The sequence below is a fragment of the Lactococcus formosensis genome, assembly GCF_018403745.1.
Taxonomy (GTDB): Bacteria; Bacillota; Bacilli; order Lactobacillales; family Streptococcaceae; genus Lactococcus; species Lactococcus formosensis.
The window spans coordinates 327,096-348,570 of record NZ_BOVP01000001.1; the positions used below are offsets into that span (position 1 = coordinate 327,096).

The following is a 21,475-nucleotide window of genomic DNA, read 5'->3' on the forward strand; positions in this document are numbered from 1 at the left end:
CCTAACGTTTTTGGTATTGCTTTTCTAACTGAGATTGTTCTGAATCAATTTCCGGTGAGAATAATTCTAGCCACGCTCCAGGGATTTCAATTGAAATACGATTAATATTACCAAAAACATCTAAGTACACACATTGCCCTTGATTCATGTTACGAATCCATTGAAGATTAGTTTCATTGACTTCTAATTTCAAAGTACGTAAAATTTGTTCTTCTTCTCCGTCCTCATAGAAACAAAAACGTTCACCTGCGCCCGTTGTATCTTTTGAATCTTTCACATCATTGACAGACTGCGAAATAAGAACTAACTTATTATTTTGAGAACGTCCGACACGCTTCATAGTTTTGATGATACGTTTACCTTCTTTAGAAGTTGTAATCACCCAAACTTCATCCATAAATTCGACTGTTTCTTCTTTATCGTTCATTGAACCAAATCGTTTACAGAATGTCCCTAATGCCATCATCACTGCGACAGAGTTACGTTCTTCTTCTGAAAGTTCATCATCTGAATCAGATTCAGGCAATTCTAAATCCGCAATTTCTAAGAGCGTACCATGTTCTTCAAAAGAAATTCCCTTGACATCACCATAAGAAAAGGCTAAAGACAAAATAGAGCCATCCACTGCTTCAAAAAGATACTCTCCTGCAGCTCTTACAACTTCATTTTTTGATTTTCTTAAAAGTTCAATAACGTGCATAAAGCCAACTGTTTCGCCTTTAATTTTACGCTTGACAACTTCCTTTGCTGCCTGAGAAATAGCTGTGGTTTCATCTTTTTTCCACGTTCCCTCACCCAAATACTTAAGCATGGTTTTAGCCACAGTCAAAGCATCTTCTGGGTTCAAAAAGACAATAGGGTCAAGAACACCTGTATTTTCTGGTTTCTGATAATCAAGTGTCACATAATTGATACGCTCAACAACATCTGCCAACTCAGGATTTTTCTTACACCACACAGGGTCTTTCAATTTACTTTGCCATTGTTCTCTAACTTTATGTTTAGGGTCAATATAAAGTGATTTAATTTTAGAGTGAACGTTTTGTAAAAATTGGTTTTGTGCGAGAATTGTTTTACCTGACCCTGTCATACCTGTAATAGTAGTTAAGAGGTTATTAGTAATCTTCCCTGCAATCCCTTCTTTATTGGCAAGCATAGGGTTATAGAGAACAATATTTCTTGAAGCATGAATAGCTTGGTCTAAATTTTCCCACTTGTGATAATTTGTATCTACTCGACCTAAAGGAAAACCTGAATCTGAACCGCTCTTTGTTGTAGTAAATGGCAAGTGTTGAGAAAAACCTGCAGAATCTGAAGAGTGATACCAAAAACGTGTCGTACGGTCTAATTTTGCGCCATAGAGTAACGATTGAAAAAGATAGGCTTGATCCATACGTGCACGTTCCAATTCAAATTTACCTTCAAATGCACCAATTGCAGTTTTTACACGACTTCTCAACTGTTCACGACTTGAAGCTGCGATAAATAAAAAAGCGCCATATTCAATAATAGGCTCTTTTGCTTGAACTTTTTTTGCCATGTCGTTTAAACCTTTACGCCCAATAATAATACGGTCGTGCATAACATTTCCTGTATTTGCAGTTTCACGCATAATTGTTTTTGAACGGACTAAGCTTTGACTCATTTTAGATTTATATCCAAAAGTACTCTTCATATCAGGAAAATGACACTTCTTCTTAAGACCAATTGGAAAGTTGAAACTTTGAACAATCTCATCAATATGATTGTTGGTCAATATTCCTGTAGACTTTCCGATAGGTAAAATTGAAAGATAACTTGTACCATAAGGACTTACAAACTGTAACTCCCCCATATTATTCGCATAAATCATAGTATCCGTAATATTGTTGATACTTCTTGATTCCAGTACATCTTTAAACAAATGTGGGATATAAGGTAAAAATTGAAGTTTTTGGTAATAATACATTTGTTCATCAGACAAAGGCACAGGTTTTAACGCTGAAAGAGTTTGTCTGAGTTCCATTTCTGCATGATACCAATTTTCTGACCAATCCTCCCCTACTTGAACATATCGCCCTAAAGCGTTCATCAAAGCTGTTGTTTGTTTTGTGATTGCATTTTTAATAAGCTCTTTGAAAGACATATCTTTCATTTCTTTTGAGAGATAAACCCCTAGTAACCAAACATATTTATAAGGAATCTCCATCTCTTTTTTATAACGTTCCGTTACTTCTTTAAGATAAACTTCTCCTGATTTTTTATTTTCAGATATGAATGTTTCCGCAAGGTCTGACATTTTTTCTTCCAAAAGAAAATCACGTGATACTAAAGAAAGTTCAAAATAGACATTAGGTAATAATTTTCTTACCGCTTTCTCTATCGTTTCTTTTGTTTCTCTTTTTTTCTTAAAATTGATTGGAGAAGAAGAAAAATAAGGGATTGTGTAAAAAGCCATCACTTCTCTTTCTTTGGTTAAGACTAAATTCTCCTTATAACGTTCTATTGGGTAACTAAGTTTCATATTCCTCTTTCTAGCTTTCTCTAAAGCATTACTTTTTCAAATACAATTTTTTCTTGCACTTCTTCCCTCCGTTCTTCACCATAAATACAACGTTTATCAAAACCGAAATTTTTTATAAAGCGAAATGTACCATAAATAAAATAGTGCATCTTTTTACCATCGGGCTCTTTTTCAACATAAGCTTTTCCTATAAACCAAGGAGCTATCGTACAGAGCGAAACTGGCACAAAAGGCACATATCTTAAGACAGGCAGCAGCGGATGAATGAGAAGAAAAATTGCGACTGCACTTAAACTCATGACACCTAAAAATGGAACAGATAAGGGCGTTTGAAAAGTCCAGTAAACTTTCCCACGTAACCTTATTTCTTGTATCCAATAAGGTGTTTCTAAGCCAATCGCATAATCATAATGTAATTTCTCTTGTTTTTCCATAGACAATCACGCTATATGAATTCCAAATACTTTTAGAATAGCAGTAATAAATTGCCACATCATAGCAAAAATATCTTTACCTGAGAATAGCGCCCACATAATACCACCAATTCCAAGAACAGATAGTATCTCGACCCAAGCTCCATTTTTCCAATGCTTAAAAATCATTACCCCTGCAACAATAGCGAGTAACACTATAAAACCACGTTTAATATCTTCAATACTCATATTTTAATCACACTTTCTATTTTTTATTTTTAGACGGCTGTACTTTACCTTTAGGCGCTGAAGTCTTTTTATCTGTACTCTTTGAGGATGATTCTGACTTTTTCTGACCATCTTCTAATGTTTTTACACGACCTGTCAATTTTTCGCTCTGATCCATGAGAACTTTTTGATTCTCACTCAAAGTTTGAGTCGTTTCATTCACTTTTTTTGTTAATTCTGTGACTTGAATATTTGCATTATAAGCCGAATAGCCTAATCCAATAAACAAAGTAATAACAAGTAGAGCAACAAGCCGATAAATGCGTAACGCTGTTCCTTCCTTTACTGTTTTAGTTTTAGGAATTTTAGGCTCTTTTGGCTGCTTTTCATATTTCTTCAAATTAGAAAGACCTGATTTGAAAAAACCTTTTTTTTGCGATACTTCATTTTTAGTGACCTGAGGTGCTGTGATTTTTGAAACAGCTTCAACAGGTTCTAAAACTCCTCCTGCTTCATCAAAAGCTTGAAGTAATTTAGCCTTATCATCAGAAGTCAGTTCTGAAGCTATACTTTTCGCTTCAATACCTTGTTTTTGAGCAAAGAAAAGAAGCGATTCTCTATCCACACCTAACTCCCTTGCCAATTCATAAATTATCAAGTTTTACCTCCATATTTTTCCACCATCCCACCACTTCACCGCTTTTCACGGTCAATATTTATTATTATTTTTTATCTTTGTTAAAAAAAGCTTTAATCTTGTCACGACGAGCAGCAGTTAATGCTACAAGGATTGCACCAATACCTACCAAGCTCCAAACAGCTTTTTCTTCACCTGTAGAAGGGAGAATACTCTTTGGAGTGTCCGGTGTTTTTGGTGTAGGAGTTGGTGTTTTTGGCTTAACGGTAAACGTTTCACTTTCATCATTCTTATCGTGATGATGGATGATAGGACGGTTTTTCTCCGTTTCCTTGCCTACCCAAGCATCCTCATACAAGGTAATCTTATGCCCTGCATATTTCTTTGTATCAATCTTGACAGGCACATCAACCGTACCTGATGAACCCTTAGCGGTAAAGGTTAACTCACCATCCACATCAATAACTTTTTTCAAGTTATGGTCATAGGCTTGCTTGATTTTTACCGTGTACTCTGTACCTTCGACCAAATCCTTATAATAGAATTTGTCCGTGATAGAATTTTTACCGACTTCAAGTTCCTTCGTTTGTACTTCGGTGTGACCGTCCGCATCCGCAACTTTTACCGTTTGAGAAGGATTTTCCTTGAAGTTATTTTCTTCTACAACCGTGTTCCCTTCTTTGTCACTCACAAGCTCCGTCACAGTATATTCCTTGTTTTCATCTTGGGAATTGTCAATAAGTGGAAAGTCCAGTTGTACTTCCGCATTCCCTTCTTTGTCCGTGGTAAATTTCTTCGTTGCAGTCACAGGTTTACCATCTTTACCCATGACAGGTTTTCCAGTGCCTTTATAAACCACCGTACCTGTAAGCGTGTATTCAGTGTTAGGCAGAAGGTCTGAAATTTTCGCCAAGTCTGTGACTTGTGCATGACCAACACCTAATGTCTTATCACCATCTGCTTTGTCTGTCGCAGTTGTTGTGATTTTAGGTTGAGCTTGCATTTTATCTGTAAAGATACCGAGATTAACTTTAAACATCAAGTTGTTATCAACTAAGCTCGAAGCATCAACCTTGATTTTATCAATCACTTGCCCTGTGACCGTATCTGTAAAGGTTGCAGTATAAGATAAAGGATTGCCTTTATCGTCCACTTCATCTTCAATCGAAACATCCACATCATTAATTGGTTTTAAGCCGTTTGGTGTTTTTGTTTCTGATAGAGTATAGTCACCGATAGCAATACCATCTTTAGAAGAGTTTCCTGCTTCTTCATTGGATTTTCCATCAAAGACTGTTAAACCATTGACAGTAAAGCCGTTTGAGTCTACCCCTGTACCAGAGATGGCTTTAATCGGATTACCCTTTGTACCTTCTTTAGGTGTGAGTGTAAACTCTGCACCATTCAGACCTGTAAGAGAGCCATTAACTTCTTGCGATTTGTTAAACATGAAGCTAAAGACATTAACCTTGTTTGAAGCCTTGTCTTTATCCGCAAAGTCATTTGTCGCAACATCTACTTCACTCTTATCATTAAAGACTACTGGAATTTTCTTAGAAGATTGAGAATAACCTGATGAAGTGCGTAGCTCTTGCCAGTAGAAAGCTTTGCCATTCTCTTTCAACGGTAAGTTTTGAACACCAACTTTGTTAGAGTCGTCAATGGTCAACTCTACCTTCTTATCATCTGCTTTTGTACCAAATGTAGGTATAATTGGAAGATTTTCAGTTGAACCTGCTGTTTTGTCTGTCAGTCCCTCAGACCATTCAACAGCTTTACCATCCGCATGGAAAAGACCGTAAGTAACACCTTTAAGTGTAGCTTCACCTTGTGTTTCGGAAGAGTCGGTGTCAGCATCCACCTTTGTTAAAGTTGTTGATCCTGTAGGAATATCTTGTGTAGCTACATCATCTTGATAGTTCTTTGTTGTACCATCAAACTTAGAGTTTTCATCAAAAGTCACAGGAATTTTAACCGCATTTAAAGCAAAGCCTGCAGGAGCTTTTGTTTCCATGAAGTAATATGATTTGGTGAAATCAAGGTTCTTGACACCAAGTTTCGCATCTTCACCCATTTTCAATACCACATTTGTATTGTTAGCTTTCGTACCTGCGGTAGAAGTAATCGGATATCCTGCGTGTCCATCCGTCCATTTCACAGGTTTGCCATCAGAAGTATAGAGTGTAAATTCTGCGCCTGCCATTTTCTTATTGGCAAAAGCATTGTTTGTGGAAGTTTTTTGAAGTGTCACTTCGCCTAAGCCAATAACTTTTATTTTCAACTCCCCATCTAAACGAGCTGGGTCTGTTGTAGCGAATAACGTTTGTCCAACTTTTCCATCAGGATTAATTGTGCCGTAAATATAATGTGGAACAAAATTTTCATTAATGTTGTTATAAACTTTAACATTACCACCATTTCCAATAGCTGATGGAGTGGCAGAAACTACTAAGGAATTTCCTTCACGTTTAGCACTCAGCCCTTTTGAAGGAACAAGCTTATCAAATGGAGTACCGTATCCACCTGCACCGCCTGCAAGCACTCCTGTTTTATCTGTGGCAGTTGCACTTGAACCTGCAATAACGGTCAAAGGATTAGGGTTAAAATCCGGATTTTTAGAACTTTCGACTGCTTGTTTCAAAATTGTAGTCGCATATTTGACAACCTCAGATATATCCGCACCAGTAGACTCTAAACCTGTAATTTTATTCCCACCTACAACATTATTCAGTTTTGAAGTGTCAACCTCTGAAACTTTAGGAAGAAGTCCTGAAACTTCATTTTGTCCTGCTTCAACCAACCATAAAGCAAACTGTGTCGCAAGGTTAATGTTTTTGTCTGCTTCCGCATTATTCACTTCACCAATGTAAGTAATATTATTTACAAGATTACGTTGATACTCTGTCATGTTGTTCCACAATTGATAAACTGCTTCACTTTGCCCTGCCTTTGTCGCATAAGCACCATTAAAGACATCTACAAATGGTTCTAAACAGAATGTTGTCGCACCGTTAACTTCCATAAAGTTTGCGGAAGCGTCATGCCCATTCGACCACTTGACCGTCCCTGTACCTGAAAACTTATAATTTACACTCCCTTTATCAGGAAGAGTAAGCGAACGTGAAGGATTTGAAAAAGGTTTAATGTTAATGACATCTGCTTGTGCAAGACCTGCGACTGTCCCACCTACGGTAAGTAATAACATAGCTGTTGTCACAAAATGTTTTCCCGATTTACGTAATCGAAAACGGGTTTGTTTTTCTTCTGTGAGTGCTTTTTGTAATTTTTTCTTTCTAAATTTAGACATAAATTTTCTCCTATGTATCTTTTTATTTTGCGCAAAATAAAAAAGCCTAGTTGTGGCTCTAGGCTTCATGTTTCAAATTATTTTTATCCTCTTCTTCCTACAAACCTTTTTATGCCTTGATTGAGGGCGAAATAGAAAAACGGCAGTTTCGCAAGAAACCACCGTTCTTTTTTATATTAATAAGCACCTGATGACCATGCGTCCTCTGGATTAGGTTGAGCATTTGCCCAAGCTGCTGCTGCACTTGCTGCTGCTTCAAGTGAAGGAAAACCACCTTGTGACCAAACTGTTTGTCCTGCTCGATTTTTTACCCAACCAGTAAATGTCTCTGCAGGTGGTGTAACGTTTCCGCCACCATTATTTCCTGAGTTCCCATTTCCACCACCTGTTGGTGGTGTTACAGCATTACCGCCACCAGTACTTGGAGGATTAGGATTTGAGGTGTTTCCACCACCTGCAGGAGCTTGTGGCGTTTGAGGGGTAGGTTGATAAGCATTAACATTATCATTTGCAGCTACACCATCATTTACAGGTGCTGGATCAGTCACAACTGAATTTTCAGCTTGTGGTTGATTCACTTCTGAAGCATTACTTTTGGCTGTTTGATTTGAATTGTCTACAGCTTTTGCAGTTTGAGCTGATTTTTTAACTTCTTCTGCTTTTTTGGCTTTATCTGCCTGTGCTTTTGAAGCTGCAATATCTTTTGTTAATTTTGCTTTTAAAGTTTTGCTATAATCAGAAGTCAATTTTGATACAGCAGTTTGTGCTTTTTTCAATTTATCTGCGTTTGTAGCATTTTTTTGATAATCCGCAACTGCTTTTTTAGCTTCCGTTTCAAGTTTTACACGATTTTTAATACCGTCTAATTCTTTCGTCAGTTGTTGAGCTGCTTTATCATCTTTTACAAGAGAAATAGCTTTTTTCGCAAGTTCTAAATTATTAGCACTAGGGCTTTTTTGTGCTTCAGCAAGACTTGCTTTAGCTTTTATCAATAATTCTTTATCTGCTTGTTTTGCATTTTCAATCGCTTGTTTTTTCTCTTTCTCCTGTTGGACTTGTTTAGCCTTTTCAGCTTTAACATTATGAGAATATGTAGCGCCTGCAGCACCACCAAGCAAAAGAATTGCCAAGCTAACACCTACAATAGTTTGTTTTTTGTTTAATTGCATCAGAGTTTCTCCATTTTCATTTTTTATTGAAAATAAACGGTGTTTTTGCCCAAATCCACACCTTCGAGAAGCTATTATTGCTCGGCTTTATTTATATAACTATTATACCATTTTTCCCTTGTAAATACAGGGTTTAACGGTACTTTTTTTAATATAATTTCAAATGTGTGAAAGCAAAATCCCACCCATTTTTTATACTATTTTCGCTGTTTTTTTATTTTGCGCTACGGCGAGCTTGCGCTTGTACATCTTCAAGTTTTGCTTTCAATTCATTGAAAGATTTTTTTGAAAAATTGTAAGATGATGAAGCTTTAACCAAGTTTTTAATAACATCATTTGTGCGATTTGCAATAATTTCAATTGTATCATCCAAAATTATTGTGTCATTTTCAACTGTTCGTAAAACTTTACCTTTTCCTTTAAGCTTTTGAGCTGCTTCTTGAAAAGCGTTTCCTGCAGCAAAGAGTGCTTCAATGTCGTTTACTTCTGCTTGAAGTGATTTAATTTCTTGTGATAGTGTTGGCATATTGTTTTCCTATTCTTTCTATTTTTTCCCTCCTCTGATTTTGCCTTCACACATCTGAAATTATTCAATAAAAAATGTTTATCCAAAAATTTCAGCAATCCAACGTTCTGAAAAAACTTCTATAATACGGCTTGTACCGTCTGCATTATAACCTAGGCGTTTATCCAAACTAGAAAATATTAAACGATATTCTCGATCAGTCAATTCTTCTCCGACTTGAATTTTTTCCATTAATTCCGTACATTCTTTCTCTGATAAAATAACACTTTGACCTCCGTTCTAAATAAAAAATAGAATTCATATTCTCTTGCTTTTAATGTTATTTTTTGTTTTTAAAAGCTGAACACATTATTTAACAGCTTTTTTATATAAAAAAAGAGCACTTGTATGCTCTTTCTATAAAACGATACTTAAATTCTTTCAGAAGAAATTGCTGCTACTAAATCAGACAAAGATGGAAATACACTACCTCCTTTAGTTACAAATTCCATAAAATCAGGTTCTGGAATATAAAGAAGTAAATTATTTAATTCTATTTCTTTAGATTGACAAAGCGTACCTATTAAAAGATTGTCTGAATTATTCTCTATATACTCTTTTAGAGCTTTTAAATGCTCTAATAATTGTTGTATACTAAGTGATCGTTCATTACTTACGAAGAATGCTTCTGGTAACACAAAAATAACCTTTTGTTCTTCAAAATATCCTGATATTTCTGCATATGGTTTTTCTAACGTTCCCACTGAAACTTTATCTATATATGCACCTGTTGTGATATTCTTCCAGCTATCAGTCTCAGATAACTGATGGAGATATATTTGATAAAAGCTAGGTTCTCTTACTTTTCCCTCACCTTCTTTTTTAATTACATCTGAATCAGAATCATAGATAACTTTAGTGGTAACTTGTTGTACGGTATCTTCATCTACCTTAGTACGTGGTGTAGGTCTCTTCCTTTTCGTCCTTCTTTCAGTTTTTTCTGGTGGGTTTAGAAAATTTTTAATCATTTGACTAGTAACTCTTTTTCTTCGTTTGAGCCCCCCTTCAGATATTCTTCCTTTTACTTCTTCATACTCTGCCATTTCTTTTTGCCGCTTAATTTCTTCAGAAAACAACAAACACTCCGCTGAATGTATTGCCGATTTATGTTTACTCAAATAAGCGCCTTTAGTTCTTCTGTTATAAGTCAGTCTGGCATCGCAGTTTTCATCTGGACAATGAAAACTATGAAGAATTTCAGATAAATCCCTTCTTCTTGAAATATCTTCCAGACTTATTATAACATTCTCTTTTTCTGTTAATAATAGTGCTTCCTCAAACTTAATAAAAATCACCTCTTTTTAATAGTATTCAACAAAAAATAATTCTAATATCGTTTATTAAATAGATATCTTCTGTTTATAATAATTATACTACTTTGAAAGCGCTTTATCAATTTTAGCTATACTATATTTGATACTTAATAATAGCTTCTTTTATGGTTTCTGTTGGAATTTTATTTACATCGTTTACCATAATATATGTATAATAATGTGGACATAAATTACCATGACTATTTCCCTCAAAATCAAACGCTTTTTCTGCTTGAGCATTATAAAAACAATATGTTTGTTCTGCAGGGATTTCTACCAATTCCCACCCCACCAAATTAATATTTTCCTTCAACATCATACTTATAACAGAAAAAACATTTTTAAAATCTTCTTCTGAAAGTTTAAGGTACAGATCTTTTAAATTTAATAAACTTATATTCAATATTTTCCTCCTTTATATCTGGACTACAAAACTGCTTCCGCATAGCCATTATCAATTAAAAAATAAATAGCTAACCTGTAACCATAGGGCAATGTTCCTATTTTTTGATTTTTATGTTTTTCATAATAATTTTTTCTTGAAAGTTGCGCTTCATGAGGGAACATTAATCCTACTTCATCTAATGTTCTTAGAGCCGATTCTTCATCTGTAAGTTGAAGGTACAAAGAATCATGAACTTTATTATCATACTTTTCTTTATCAAACGTATAACTACTTAAAGTTGTCTTCAGCAACCTTGCATGATTTGAAAGTCGCTTTTCCTGCATTTTGTGAAAGTGTTTCAAATTAGTTTCTATGGCTAGCCTCCTTTGATAAGTTCGAGTTGTTCCAGTATTTTTTCATTTCTTTCTGTTATTTCCGCAGATTCTATGATTTCTTGTAAACGACTATCTCCCATCATTTCATCATATTTACTCAATAATAAATATGTTGAAGCAGGGCCACCATTTTCAAACCAATGAAACATACTGTTGACATCAGGTTCTTCAGGCTGCACAGTAAAGTGATAAGCATTCATTGTTCCCATCAACTTATACCAGTCCATATCCAAATTGCCTTCTTTATCATAAAAGGTCAAATTATCATTAATCAACTTGACCCCTTCTTCCGCAAAATTGAAGTTCTCATTGACGAAACGCTCCACAAAAGCATTTGAAATTTCTTTACGCATGACTATTTCATAACGATTTTTTAAACCGTAGAGATCTCGAACAGATTCGACTGAAACTTTTTCTTGTTCTGCACGTTCATAGTCTTTTTCATAGAAACGAAAAAATAAGTGTGTGCGTTTTGAACCAAAATAAAGAGATAAGCCATCATTGACTAATCCCTCTGCAGTTCTTCTTCCTCCCAAAATAGCCGCATAACTCTTTTTACGACCATTCCACCGTCCATCACGTGCAGCACTCAATAAGCTAAACAAATCGAAGTTCCCTTCTTTTTCGTTATATTGTTCATCAAGTGCCAAGTCAAAGCGTGTTACTTTTACAAAATTTTCATTTTCAGGCGCTTTTCTTAACCCATAATCAATAGCATTTGAAAAGAAGTCATACCATGTTTTCTTATTTTGGTGATATTCAAACTCATATTCTAATTCACGGCACGCTTGACCACTCATTTCAATCAAGACACCTGCTTTAGGGTCTTTATCATGATAGTAAACATTGATATGCCCATAATTAAGAAAGAAGGAATAATTGTAACGTTTCATATCATTCAAGTGAAAGTTTTCGATTTTCAAACCCAAAACTTCTTTTATCACTTCATTAACATTTAAAGTTTGGAATCGAATATTCACATAGTCAATCGTTGCAATAATTTTGTAGTGACTATCAAATCTTTTAAAGAAAGCCTTTTTTATCTTTTCCTTTAACTCAGGAGTAAGAGGTTTAATCCCCTTCTCGATTTTTCTATAATAACTTAGAGAAATACCAAGAACATCAGACATAAATTGTTGTGTAACATGAGCGCCTTTCCTTACAGATTTTACATCAATTTTTGTCAACCTCCTTCATCTAATTACAATTAACCACTCCAAATAATTATGTCATATCACAATAAATTTCAAACAGGTGACACCTGCTGAACTCGCTTGTTTACTGGGATTGTTAAGGTAGTGTCACTTCTTACCCCCCTCATTACCAATCGCAATAAAAAAAGAACTTAACCTCATATTTCATAGGGGTTCAAGTCCTTGTTTTTTATTTTTGGTAGCTATTTTGGTAGCCAAGAATAGTACTTTAATATACTACTTATTCTTCTGACTTACCATTTTCCATATTCTCGTAACTTACCATACTATCATCCCAAAGCTTTTCATCATCAGGAAAAACATAATCGTGAGTTTTAAAATATTCTTCTCGAACAACATCAATCCAATTTTTAATATATTTTATGGCTACAACAGAATCTTCGGTAATATGAATTGAAAAAAACATAGATGTTATTTGCGCTAAAGATATTGCTGAATGCTCTCCAGCTGTAGTAATACCATAATCGCTTCTACCCACGGAAATAATATCTTCTCCTCCTCCAGTCCCTAATCGACTAAAAGTTCCTTGAGGTGAAGCATGTACAGTTTTGTTCGCTAAGTCATATTGTTGTCGCCAACTAGCACTATCTATATTACAGTTTTTTTGTATATCATTAAAGCTTATGTATCTTTTTGAAGGAGGAAATATATCACTTGCTCGAGCCCATTCATACCTATCATCGGTAAACGATGAATCTATAAATGCTTTTGCAACTTTCTCTCCATTTTCAGTAATAAATGATGAAATAATAGCAAGCTCATACATTGAACGCCACCTTGCATATGCCCCATCTGCAAAGCCATTTTTCATCAATGTGATAATTTCAAGAAATTGTTGCATTGCTCTCCCATGTATATGTAACATTGCAGTGAAAGTGTAAGAACGCTCTTTTAATTGTTCTTGTGGTAACTGATTTACTTCCTCAATATATGCTTCTGCACCCTCTAATGTCATAATATACATTGATTCAGATGCCGCAAAAGCCCTATACCATTTTTGCTCTTGCCTTGCTAAAAATTCTTGTTCATCGGCTCGAAATACTGTAACTTTTTCAAACATAGTATCTCGCATATAACGGGTTGTATCATCTGCCACTGTATTAAACATTTCAACAATAATTTTACTTATGTCTATTTTTTCAAATTTTTTTATTATCTCATCAGCTTCTTCCTGTGATTCAGCTTTTCCCAACTGTTCTTCTAACATATTCATGAAAGTATCTTGTAACAATTTAGTTGCACTATTAGCCATAAAACTCTCCTTAAAATATTAACAATTCATTCTCTTAATTATATCTATTCTATTTAGAAATGCAAATATACAAATAGTTTTAATTGATAATATTTTTTCAATTTCAGAGTACACTATTTCCTAAATTTCACCAAATTTTTCAGCTGTTCTGTTATCTCTTCATCCGCATTAGGGTAGAGGTGGCTATAAATACCCAATGTCGTTCTTACATCTGTATGCCCTAACCTCTTTTGAATAAGTAGGGGAGTAACATTATACTCATTGATTAGAAGTGAAGCATGAGAATGTCTAAGTGCTTTAGCTTGTATTCTTCTAACTCCAGCACGTTGGCTATATTTTGTAAGCATATCACGTACAAAATGAGCATCATTAGGGGTCAAATCATAAGAAAGAACAAAATCAAATTTATCGGATAATTCTTTTTGTCGCTCTTTCCATTCTGCTAATACTTGACAGGTAGTATCATCAATAGAAATAATACGTCTTGATTTTTCAGTCTTTAACTTGTTTACTCGTTCCCAATTTTGTTTATTTCCATAATCTAAATTATGGCTGATTGTGATCCTTTGCTTCGTAAGGTCTACATCAGCCCAATATAAAGCTAATCCTTCACTTACTCGCATACCTGTAAAGAAATATAACCAAATCATTGTAAAAATAAAGTGTTCATAATATTTAGAGCGGTCAAGACTATCAATAAATATTTGAAATTCTTCTTTTGTCCAAAAATCTATCTCTTTCCTTTCCATGGGAATATTTCCTACTTTTTCAACTGGATTGTCACGTAATAAACCATAATTTTTAGCCATATTCAAAATTGTATTCAAATATCCCATTTTCTTTCTTGCTCCATTTTTAGAATATGTTTCTAATAGGTATTTTTTATAGCGTGTAATTTCAAAGACCGTAATATCTTTAGGCTTTTTCTTTCCTAAGAAGTCTTTTATCTGTTCATATTCATAGGTTCGCCTATCCATTTTATTTACTCTCACACGAGAAAAATAATCAGGCAAGTATATTTCATCAATAAACTGGCTTAAATTCATTTGAGTATACGCCATACCTCCCATATCATGAACTTTTTTCATAGACTTAATACGAGCCTCATGAGCCTCTTTAGCAGTCTTAAAACCACGTCTACGCTCTTGATAAGGCTTGCCTGTAGCTCTATCTATTCCAGCCTTAAAATAATAAGCATATTTACCTGTTTTTTCATCTCTGCTTACTCCTGTGTAACTCGTTTTTATCATGCAATTTTAGTCCCTAGAATTTCTTCTACAACTTCAAGAGGAACAGTTCCTAAGCGCTTATTATCATAAAAATCAAAGCCACGATTAATCATCACTTGTTTAGCTTGCTTAATCAAACTTCGAGAAGTTCCCACAGTAAACCCTAATTTAACTAAATCTTTGTACTGTATCACAGTTTGAATTTCTATTTTTTTAGGCATTTCATATCCTCCATTTCTGATTAATAAATAGCTTTTATATCGCCATCTTTACTCTTAACAACTTGATTTTCGCATTTCCCCCAAGTCTTTTCTTTAGAAAATTTTGCCATTTTTTCCAAAAAGTCAAAAGCATCAATAACTGGAATTTGTCCAGCATTCCCACCGCAAGTATCATCTACCCAGCTACCTAAAACCTCTTTGTCTAATTCTAAATGTTGCCAAATATGAATATACCCTTTATTTACAGCCTCATCCGCAATATTTGACGCAATCTCCAAAGGCATAGATACCCAGCCATTCTTAATAAATAAACAATCCGCAAGTGTTAAGACTTTATTTTTATCAAATTTTTCTTTATTCATTTTTCAAACCTTAATTTCTTTTTTCTTCAATCCAAATTTTTGTAAAATTTCTAATGCAGCTTTTTTCATTGTTTCGTCATCATCTATTTTTTCACAAATAACAGACCCAATAGAAAACATTTCTTGATTTTGATTGTCATATACCCCTAGACAAAATTTAGTTTTCATATATCCCAAGGAAACACACTGTATTTCATAAGGGACACGTCGTGCTATTTCATGTCTTTTTATCTGCCTATTCTCAAAGCTCTCTGCCTGTTCAAACTTTGGCATTAGATTATTAATAAATGTTTCTCTACTATCCGTACTCGTTAAGAATAGATACCTTGCTAGCCAATGCTTATCCTTACCACGTGAGTTAATCGGACTATAATTTTTAGGGTCTGCAAGTCCTAGAAATTCTTTATTATTGAACTCTTTACCAGAAATCTCATTAAATATAGAAACTTCTTCGCCTTGATATAAACCAGAAGGGTCGAAGGTCTTATTTTTACCAGAAGCAGGTATCAAGTGCAATCTATCCGTGAGTAGCAATCCCATTCTTTTAGCTAAATGACTCTTACCGCCCTCACTTACTCCCCAAATATATACCGTAGATAAATCTCTCCCATTAACCTTATATTCTTCGCCTTTATGCTGTAAGTATTCTTGAAAGTCTTTTTCAAATTCTCTACGGTATCTTTTATAAAGTTTATCAGCTAAAGCTCGATCAAATTCTTTAAAAAATAAATCTCGAATTTTAGGTAAGTACAACTCCCCATTCATAATTTGTTCGGAAATATCGGCTACAAATTCCTCTATTTCATTTTGAACATTTATTTTTTCTTTCCCTTTTATCAATTTAAGGTAATCACAGTTGATTGTGTGGACACTAGAGACTTCATACTGATATTTACCGTCTATCATAGCTTGTTCTGTTCTATGGGTTAAATACCTCGCAGAATTGGCTATTTTCTTTGTGTTTTGGCAATTTTCTGGTCTTGAAACATTGAATATTTTCATAACAGCAGTTTGATGTCTTGCATTTTGAAAACTAACTAAAATATGAACATGTAAAGGCTTCGGTAATCCGTCTGATAGTATATCTTTATCATGGAAAGCATAAGCACACCAATCATTATCAGAAATATTCTGATTAATCATCTTAATTACTTTGTCTTTCCATTGCTCTTTTGTCATATCTGACTTTATATTTCCTTGTTCATCATGAATTTCATAGTCATAATTTAAGGTTATACTATAGGTTCTTTTCTTCGACTGTCCCACATAATAACCCCCTCCCCAAATTGTCGATACAATTCATAATATTCATTTTCATAAATTTTCATTTGGCACAAATTAGATTACTGTGCCATATTACACTAATATTTCTTTTTAGCTTCGCAATCCCTTCGGGTACTCTATGACGGAGTTTTCGAGCACCCGTAATATTACAAAGTACATTTTATTTTGGCACTGGCACATTATACTTTTTGTAAAACATACTTTCTTTTTCTCATTTTTCTAGTCTAATTCTTGTCGGTCGTGTTCGCCTTATCTCTTTACGACAAAAGGGAGCTTAATGCCTTTGGGGCAACGCTCCCTTTTGTCTAAGATGTCGCCCACTGACAAGAATTAGCCTAGCTTTCTAAGTGTTCCATTGTACCAAAGCATAACCCCTTTACGGTCTGTAATTGCCCCATGGTTCGTAATCTCCACAGAAACCTTATCGTTCATAGCAACTCTTGGCTTTTCAGTTGATTTGATAAAGAATGTTTGACGCAAGTATTCAGAACCTGGTTCCATAATTTGAATTTCAGTTTTCCAACCGTTGGGTTCATTTTCTTTTTTGTCTGGGTTCCATTTCATAGCTTCTACTGGATCAGCATTTACATACAGCTCTTTAGCATTTTGAATTTGTTTAACGATATCGTCTGCGATTTTATTTACATTTACTGTGATTTGTGCCATTTTAGCACCTCCATTATTGTTTTTTAAATATATTCTTTAAGCCTTTATTTTCGAGTGCTTCAACTCGCTTCGTTAGAGCCATTACTTGATTATGTAGAGTAGCAACATCACTCTGTAAGACTTGGTTTCTATCTTCCAAAGTCTTAATTTTTCCTTTTGCAATATTGAAATTACGCGTTAATCTTGATAATCTATCGTCTTGTTTAGAACGTTCTTCTTCAGCAAGATTGCCCCATATCTCAGAAATAGCATATTCTTTGCTTTTACCGTCCAACAACAATTTTTCAAGTGCCAAGAAGTCCTGTAAATCATCTTTTGAAAAATCATAAGTTGTTCGATTTTTTCTCCCTCTACCATTCCTCACTTTTATACGATTAAAATGATAACCGGAGATTTTTTCTATTTCTCCTCTCCATTTACGAATGGTATTATAAGGACGATTAAGTCTATCAGCTAGTTCTTGATAATTCATCAGTCACTTCTTTTTCAGTGTTTGCATAAGGGGAACTTTCCCCATTTTCACGAAACTTTTTTAAAGACAAAGTCTCTTTATACATATCTATGCTTTGAATCATAGCCTTTTTTTCCATATGTTGAGATTTTTCGACCTCTCCCGCAAGATTTTGTAAATGGTCTGCATATACTGATGTCATTTCACACATTGAAGAAAATAACTCAATATGTTTATTAGTGAAGTTTTCATCATCTCCAAAAGTAGTTTGACCAACAAGCATAACATTAGCAATAACTCCAATACCTCGCATAAGGTCATCTAATTTATCTTCTGTTTCTGTCATACAACCGCATTCCTTTTCTAAAGTTTTTCTGATATAATTAGTTTAGTTTAATTTAGTTTGGGGGCTTTTTAGTCCCTTTGCTTATTTAGAGTGTTTTACATGCAGTAAGCACCACCTCCTTTAATTTAAGTTTAAATAATCAAAATATGCCAAACCCAACCAAAATGATTGTAATTAAATAATACAACTTTTTTGGTTGGGTGTCAAGAAAGAACTATTTTTGTTATGCTCAAAGACAGATTAAAAGCAATTCGATTAGAAAAAGGCTTGACACAAACTGAAATAGCAAAGCTACTGGATACTAGTTATCAAAATTATGCTAACTGGGAACGAGGAGTTCGAACTCCAAAAGAATCCACTATACAAAAACTAGCAGAAGCACTTGAAGTAACTCCAGACTATCTCACAGGGCAAAGCTATGTTATTGACCTCGAACCATATAGCCCCACAGAAGAGGATATGAAAGCAGTTAGAGAGCTCATAGATACATATTTCAGCAATAAGCCATAATCTCCTACATTTGAGCCTACGGCTCAACCACTATCACGTGGAGTGAGAAAATCAAAAAACGCCAAAGTTTAACAACTTAGGCGATTTTTTGCTTTGATATGCTATAATTACTTTTGGCGCACCTTCTTGGAGCATTTCTGCCTAGGAAGGGGGTGAAATGTATGCTTCAAATTCTATTCGTATCTGTAGTCGCACCTATTGTGGTGGGTGTCGTCCTCGAATTAATCAAGGACTGTTTAAAAAATCGACATAAAAAGCGCCATTAATTCCACATTTTTAAGCTGTCAGACCTACTCAATCTGGCAGTTTTTTTGTACAAAAAAATGAGCTACAGCTCCCCATAGCTCATTTGAATCTGTTGTGAATGTACACTCCAAATTCTATTCGTTAAATTCATTATACCACAACTTTTGGTTGTATAACAGATTATACAACCATTTTTTCATTTTGGTAGCTAAAATGGTAGCTCGAATAAAAAAATCATTTGAAATACGTAATTTTCAAAATCTCAAAATAGCTTAAAATCAACATTCCTTTATCATTTTTATAAACCACTCGTCTTAGCACTCTGGGGGTTTATCGAGTGGCGGCTTACGCCACCACTCCGTGCATTCGCACGCTCACTCCTTACGCTTCGCACGGAGCTATGCTTACGCTACTGCACGCATTAAATCCAAATAGAGAAAAACAGCTCCTTAATAAGTGGAAACTGCTGTCACGCACTACCGTTTGTGAGGGCAGTACGACCGTGGAAAATTGCTTGCCTTTGGCAAGTCGTCCTTCGGACAGACGGACAAGTCCTATAATTTACGCACCGCCGACTGCAGGTTTTATCAATTTTTTTGAATAAATCTAAGCCGTAGGCTTATTAAAATTCTCAAAATCTTTTTTGTACTCCGCTTCATCCGCCAAGATTTCATCAATAGCCGCATTCAAGGTCAACTCTCCTGCTTCTTTGGCAGAAAAGACAGATTGAATGGCATAGTAATCATCTTCAGTATAAGGAGCTTCCTCTCGAATAGAAAATCCCCCTGCAGCTAAACGCTCAATCACTGTTTTTACAGTTTTATTTGGCTGTTCCAATTTGCGGCTTAAAGATGTGATGGTATAAGTTTTTTCTTCTAATTGTCCTGCTTCTGCACGTTCTTGCTCAATATTTGAGATAGGAGGTGCTTCTAGCTGAACAGGTTGAACTTCTTCCAACACAGGAAGTTTTGCAAGTTCTGAGATAAAATCATACCCTTCCGCAATCGGCACAAGTGGACTATAAAATTCACGTGCCAATTCACCATTATTTGAAACATAACCACGACCGATTTTCCCTTTAATATATTTAAAGGTTTTCTTTTCGTTTTCATCCCCAAAAATCATACGATAACCGGAAGCCGTTAAACGACCAACCGCCAAACGTTTCATGAAGTTATCACGTAGCGCTGTTTTAAGATATTCCCCATCAGGGCGTTGCATAGCCAAGATAAGAAATACACCTGAAGCACGACCTTTTAAGACAATTTGTGTGACCCATTGAATCACTTCATCATATTCTTGATAAGATAAACTTGCAATGAAGGCTGCCCATTCATCAAAAAGAATAAAGTCAGGAGGCAATCCATAATCTGAATATCGTTTGCCTGGCTTATATTCTGGATGACTGGTCATGGTATCATAGCGCTGATTCATAAATTCAACAGCTTGCCTTAAGCAATTCATCATACTTTCTTTATCGATGAAAACACGGTCTTTAAAAACTGGAACATCTATTAAACCGACAAAATCTGAACGCTTAGGGTCACAGATACTCACTCTACCTACACGAGCCAAGGCTGAGAGCAAGGACATTAAGAGTACTGTCTTACCTCCACCTGTACCCCCTGCAATCAGTAAATGTGGGTCTGATTCATAATTCCAGTACACTCCATTCATGAGTTTCAAACCTAATTTCTTATCGATAACAACATCATCAACACCAATTCTATTTCGTTCTCCATCAATCGCAAACACATATTCTACATAAGACCTTTTAGCCAAAATCCTATTTTCATCAATAAAATTTTGTTCTTGAAAGTCCGCAAAGAAGGTTGTTTCTAATTCTGCAGAAAGAGATAAGAATTTTTCTTGATGTGTACCTCCATCAATTGGAAAATAAGTATGTAATTCATAAGAATTGGGCTGTTTTACATAGATTCGAGCAAGTTTATGCCGTTCCCTTGTTCCTTTATCTGTTTTAACCGTCACTTTCTCAATAAGATTGTGTTGCACAAGATAATTCAATAAAAGCCTTTTATAATTTTTCATAGAAAAACTTCTAAAATGACCATACGTGAATACCAGCAATCCAAATCCCAAAGAAAAAGCAATAAAAAAAATGCCTGTCAAAACAAGAGCGAGCATTTTAGAATCCATTGCTTGAAAATCTTTATAAAAAGCTGCACTAGGACTACTCAAAATAAGCCCTACAATGCCTACAAAACTTTGACGGTCATATTTATCAGACAGTCTTAAACGAGAACCCTTAGACACATTTTTTTGTCCCATAGGCTATTATTTTTGGTCTGCAGCTTTATTTTCTGATTTATTTTCAGGTTTTGGAGCAGCAGTTTGATTGGAATGATTAACTTTGCTTGCTTTTTCAATACTATCGGCACGGAACTTCACACCATCATAGTAATTTGTACGTGTTTGACCATTGTAAGTCGTCACTTCTTTATCATTCCAGAAGAAAGCAGAACGATTGCCGAGTTTGACTTCATCTTCAAATTCAATACCATCAAATTTTGTGGATTCAGGCATTTTAACTTCAATTTGTTCACCAAGTGCTTCAGAATAAAGTTTCACTTCATAATAGTCAACTACATTGGTTGGACGGCGTTTAATTTCACCTCCTTCAGCTTCATAATCTTCATAAACCATTTGTGGCACAGCAGTTTGGAAAGTAAGTTTTCCAAGCCCTTTGTCAAAATCTGCGATTTCTTCAGTCAATACATTTTGTTTTTCAAATACTGTACTTAATTTCAATGTCATATAT

Annotated in this window: 24 protein-coding genes; 2 read left to right on the forward strand and 22 right to left on the reverse strand. The window is 34.9% G+C overall.

All coding sequences use genetic code 11. The features are described from left to right. Nucleotide 1: 1 nt before the first annotated feature. The 20 genes from KJS37_RS01625 to KJS37_RS01715 all read right to left on the reverse strand — a co-directional run bounded on the left by KJS37_RS01625 (nucleotide 2) and on the right by KJS37_RS01715 (nucleotide 17,940). Nucleotides 2–2,503, reverse strand: a complete 2,502-nt coding sequence (locus tag KJS37_RS01625; protein WP_213495601.1) for an ATP-binding protein — start codon at nucleotides 2,501–2,503, stop codon at nucleotides 2–4. A gap of 20 nt (nucleotides 2,504–2,523) precedes the next feature. Further along, the gene (locus tag KJS37_RS01630) at nucleotides 2,524–2,937 is read right to left on the reverse strand and encodes a conjugal transfer protein (protein WP_173816799.1); all 414 of its coding nucleotides are present in this window, start codon (nucleotides 2,935–2,937) and stop codon (nucleotides 2,524–2,526) included. A gap of 6 nt (nucleotides 2,938–2,943) precedes the next feature. Further along, complete coding sequence (locus KJS37_RS01635) at nucleotides 2,944–3,165, reverse strand: TcpD family membrane protein (RefSeq protein WP_061414868.1); 222 nt, start codon at nucleotides 3,163–3,165, stop codon at nucleotides 2,944–2,946. Nucleotides 3,166–3,181: 16 nt separating this feature from the next. Continuing rightward, nucleotides 3,182–3,802: a translation initiation factor IF-2 N-terminal domain-containing protein gene (locus tag KJS37_RS01640; protein ID WP_213495603.1), complete on the reverse strand. Its 621-nt coding sequence runs from the start codon at nucleotides 3,800–3,802 to the stop codon at nucleotides 3,182–3,184. 64 nt (nucleotides 3,803–3,866) lie between these two features. Next, a complete protein-coding gene (locus KJS37_RS01645) occupies nucleotides 3,867–7,088 on the reverse strand; it encodes a VaFE repeat-containing surface-anchored protein (RefSeq protein WP_213495605.1) in 3,222 nt (1,073 codons plus the stop codon). Nucleotides 7,089–7,264: 176 nt separating this feature from the next. Beyond that, nucleotides 7,265–8,257 carry a hypothetical protein gene (locus KJS37_RS01650; RefSeq protein ID WP_213495607.1) on the reverse strand — a complete coding sequence of 331 codons (993 nt, stop codon included), beginning with the start codon at nucleotides 8,255–8,257 and terminating at the stop codon, nucleotides 7,265–7,267. Nucleotides 8,258–8,471: 214 nt separating this feature from the next. Further along, nucleotides 8,472–8,783, reverse strand: coding sequence for a hypothetical protein (locus KJS37_RS01655; protein WP_213495609.1), 312 nt, complete (start codon nucleotides 8,781–8,783; stop codon nucleotides 8,472–8,474). Between the two features lie 78 nt (nucleotides 8,784–8,861). Continuing rightward, complete coding sequence (locus KJS37_RS10445; protein WP_276512716.1) at nucleotides 8,862–8,987, reverse strand: hypothetical protein; 126 nt, start codon at nucleotides 8,985–8,987, stop codon at nucleotides 8,862–8,864. A gap of 206 nt (nucleotides 8,988–9,193) precedes the next feature. Beyond that, nucleotides 9,194–10,117 (reverse strand): hypothetical protein, encoded by a 924-nt coding sequence (locus KJS37_RS01660; RefSeq protein WP_213495611.1) that lies wholly within the window; start codon nucleotides 10,115–10,117, stop codon nucleotides 9,194–9,196. Nucleotides 10,118–10,229: 112 nt separating this feature from the next. Continuing rightward, nucleotides 10,230–10,538: a hypothetical protein gene (locus KJS37_RS01665; protein ID WP_165705638.1), complete on the reverse strand. Its 309-nt coding sequence runs from the start codon at nucleotides 10,536–10,538 to the stop codon at nucleotides 10,230–10,232. 23 nt (nucleotides 10,539–10,561) lie between these two features. Further along, nucleotides 10,562–10,864: a hypothetical protein gene (locus KJS37_RS01670; RefSeq protein WP_213495613.1), complete on the reverse strand. Its 303-nt coding sequence runs from the start codon at nucleotides 10,862–10,864 to the stop codon at nucleotides 10,562–10,564. Between the two features lie 32 nt (nucleotides 10,865–10,896). Next, entirely contained in the window at nucleotides 10,897–12,102 is a 1,206-nt protein-coding gene (locus KJS37_RS01675; protein WP_244851289.1) for a replication initiation factor domain-containing protein, read from the reverse strand. A 247-nt stretch (nucleotides 12,103–12,349) separates the two neighbouring features. Beyond that, complete coding sequence (locus KJS37_RS01680) at nucleotides 12,350–13,381, reverse strand: DUF5677 domain-containing protein (RefSeq protein WP_213495615.1); 1,032 nt, start codon at nucleotides 13,379–13,381, stop codon at nucleotides 12,350–12,352. Nucleotides 13,382–13,494: 113 nt separating this feature from the next. Continuing rightward, a complete protein-coding gene (locus KJS37_RS01685; protein ID WP_213495617.1) occupies nucleotides 13,495–14,631 on the reverse strand; it encodes a tyrosine-type recombinase/integrase in 1,137 nt (378 codons plus the stop codon). Then, on the reverse strand, nucleotides 14,628–14,831 hold the full coding sequence (locus KJS37_RS01690; RefSeq protein ID WP_213495619.1) for a DUF3173 family protein: 204 nt from the start codon (nucleotides 14,829–14,831) through the stop codon (nucleotides 14,628–14,630). Before KJS37_RS01690 ends, KJS37_RS01685 begins: the two co-directional genes overlap by 4 nt. Before the next feature lie 20 nt (nucleotides 14,832–14,851). After that, the gene (locus tag KJS37_RS01695; RefSeq protein WP_213495621.1) at nucleotides 14,852–15,193 is read right to left on the reverse strand and encodes a hypothetical protein; all 342 of its coding nucleotides are present in this window, start codon (nucleotides 15,191–15,193) and stop codon (nucleotides 14,852–14,854) included. A 3-nt stretch (nucleotides 15,194–15,196) separates the two neighbouring features. Further along, nucleotides 15,197–16,459, reverse strand: a complete 1,263-nt coding sequence (locus tag KJS37_RS01700) for a Rep family protein (protein ID WP_213495623.1) — start codon at nucleotides 16,457–16,459, stop codon at nucleotides 15,197–15,199. A 348-nt stretch (nucleotides 16,460–16,807) separates the two neighbouring features. Further along, on the reverse strand, nucleotides 16,808–17,143 hold the full coding sequence (locus tag KJS37_RS01705) for a hypothetical protein (protein WP_213495625.1): 336 nt from the start codon (nucleotides 17,141–17,143) through the stop codon (nucleotides 16,808–16,810). Between the two features lie 13 nt (nucleotides 17,144–17,156). Then, entirely contained in the window at nucleotides 17,157–17,615 is a 459-nt protein-coding gene (locus KJS37_RS01710) for a hypothetical protein (RefSeq protein ID WP_213495627.1), read from the reverse strand. Continuing rightward, a complete protein-coding gene (locus tag KJS37_RS01715) occupies nucleotides 17,593–17,940 on the reverse strand; it encodes a hypothetical protein (protein WP_213495630.1) in 348 nt (115 codons plus the stop codon). Before KJS37_RS01715 ends, KJS37_RS01710 begins: the two co-directional genes overlap by 23 nt. A 225-nt stretch (nucleotides 17,941–18,165) precedes the next feature. Here KJS37_RS01715 and KJS37_RS01720 point away from each other — a divergent pair, with 225 nt between their 5' ends. Then, nucleotides 18,166–18,450: a helix-turn-helix domain-containing protein gene (locus tag KJS37_RS01720; protein ID WP_213495632.1), complete on the forward strand. Its 285-nt coding sequence runs from the start codon at nucleotides 18,166–18,168 to the stop codon at nucleotides 18,448–18,450. A gap of 161 nt (nucleotides 18,451–18,611) precedes the next feature. Continuing rightward, complete coding sequence (locus KJS37_RS01725) at nucleotides 18,612–18,716, forward strand: type I toxin-antitoxin system Fst family toxin (RefSeq protein WP_213495634.1); 105 nt, start codon at nucleotides 18,612–18,614, stop codon at nucleotides 18,714–18,716. Between the two features lie 586 nt (nucleotides 18,717–19,302). On the opposite strand, the gene KJS37_RS01730 is transcribed toward KJS37_RS01725, so the two are convergent. Together KJS37_RS01730 and KJS37_RS01735 are read right to left on the reverse strand one after the other, a co-directional pair. Continuing rightward, nucleotides 19,303–20,985, reverse strand: coding sequence for an FtsK/SpoIIIE domain-containing protein (locus tag KJS37_RS01730; protein ID WP_213495637.1), 1,683 nt, complete (start codon nucleotides 20,983–20,985; stop codon nucleotides 19,303–19,305). Between the two features lie 6 nt (nucleotides 20,986–20,991). Further along, complete coding sequence (locus KJS37_RS01735) at nucleotides 20,992–21,471, reverse strand: DUF961 family protein (RefSeq protein WP_213495640.1); 480 nt, start codon at nucleotides 21,469–21,471, stop codon at nucleotides 20,992–20,994. Between the last annotated feature and the right edge of the window lie 4 nt (nucleotides 21,472–21,475).

Bases quoted from the DNA above. Each gene is read 5' to 3' on its own strand.
- KJS37_RS01645 (WP_213495605.1), bottom strand. From the start codon at position 7,088: ATGTCTAAATTTAGAAAGAAAAAATTACAAAAAGCACTCACAGAAGAA.
- KJS37_RS01655 (WP_213495609.1), bottom strand. From the start codon at position 8,783: ATGCCAACACTATCACAAGAAATTAAATCACTTCAAGCAGAAGTAAAC.
- KJS37_RS01685 (WP_213495617.1), bottom strand. From the start codon at position 14,631: ATGATAAAAACGAGTTACACAGGAGTAAGCAGAGATGAAAAAACAGGT.
- KJS37_RS01650 (WP_213495607.1), bottom strand. From the start codon at position 8,257: ATGCAATTAAACAAAAAACAAACTATTGTAGGTGTTAGCTTGGCAATT.
- KJS37_RS01730 (WP_213495637.1), bottom strand. From the start codon at position 20,985: ATGGGACAAAAAAATGTGTCTAAGGGTTCTCGTTTAAGACTGTCTGAT.
- KJS37_RS01725 (WP_213495634.1), top strand. From the start codon at position 18,612: ATGCTTCAAATTCTATTCGTATCTGTAGTCGCACCTATTGTGGTGGGT.
- KJS37_RS01625 (WP_213495601.1), bottom strand. From the start codon at position 2,503: ATGAAACTTAGTTACCCAATAGAACGTTATAAGGAGAATTTAGTCTTA.
- KJS37_RS01695 (WP_213495621.1), bottom strand. From the start codon at position 15,193: ATGAATAAAGAAAAATTTGATAAAAATAAAGTCTTAACACTTGCGGAT.
- KJS37_RS01710 (WP_213495627.1), bottom strand. From the start codon at position 17,615: ATGAATTATCAAGAACTAGCTGATAGACTTAATCGTCCTTATAATACC.
- KJS37_RS01735 (WP_213495640.1), bottom strand. From the start codon at position 21,471: ATGACATTGAAATTAAGTACAGTATTTGAAAAACAAAATGTATTGACT.
- KJS37_RS01680 (WP_213495615.1), bottom strand. From the start codon at position 13,381: ATGGCTAATAGTGCAACTAAATTGTTACAAGATACTTTCATGAATATG.
- KJS37_RS01705 (WP_213495625.1), bottom strand. From the start codon at position 17,143: ATGGCACAAATCACAGTAAATGTAAATAAAATCGCAGACGATATCGTT.
- KJS37_RS01630 (WP_173816799.1), bottom strand. From the start codon at position 2,937: ATGGAAAAACAAGAGAAATTACATTATGATTATGCGATTGGCTTAGAA.
- KJS37_RS01715 (WP_213495630.1), bottom strand. From the start codon at position 17,940: ATGACAGAAACAGAAGATAAATTAGATGACCTTATGCGAGGTATTGGA.
- KJS37_RS01690 (WP_213495619.1), bottom strand. From the start codon at position 14,831: ATGCCTAAAAAAATAGAAATTCAAACTGTGATACAGTACAAAGATTTA.
- KJS37_RS01720 (WP_213495632.1), top strand. From the start codon at position 18,166: ATGCTCAAAGACAGATTAAAAGCAATTCGATTAGAAAAAGGCTTGACA.
- KJS37_RS01635 (WP_061414868.1), bottom strand. From the start codon at position 3,165: ATGAGTATTGAAGATATTAAACGTGGTTTTATAGTGTTACTCGCTATT.
- KJS37_RS01670 (WP_213495613.1), bottom strand. From the start codon at position 10,864: ATGCAGGAAAAGCGACTTTCAAATCATGCAAGGTTGCTGAAGACAACT.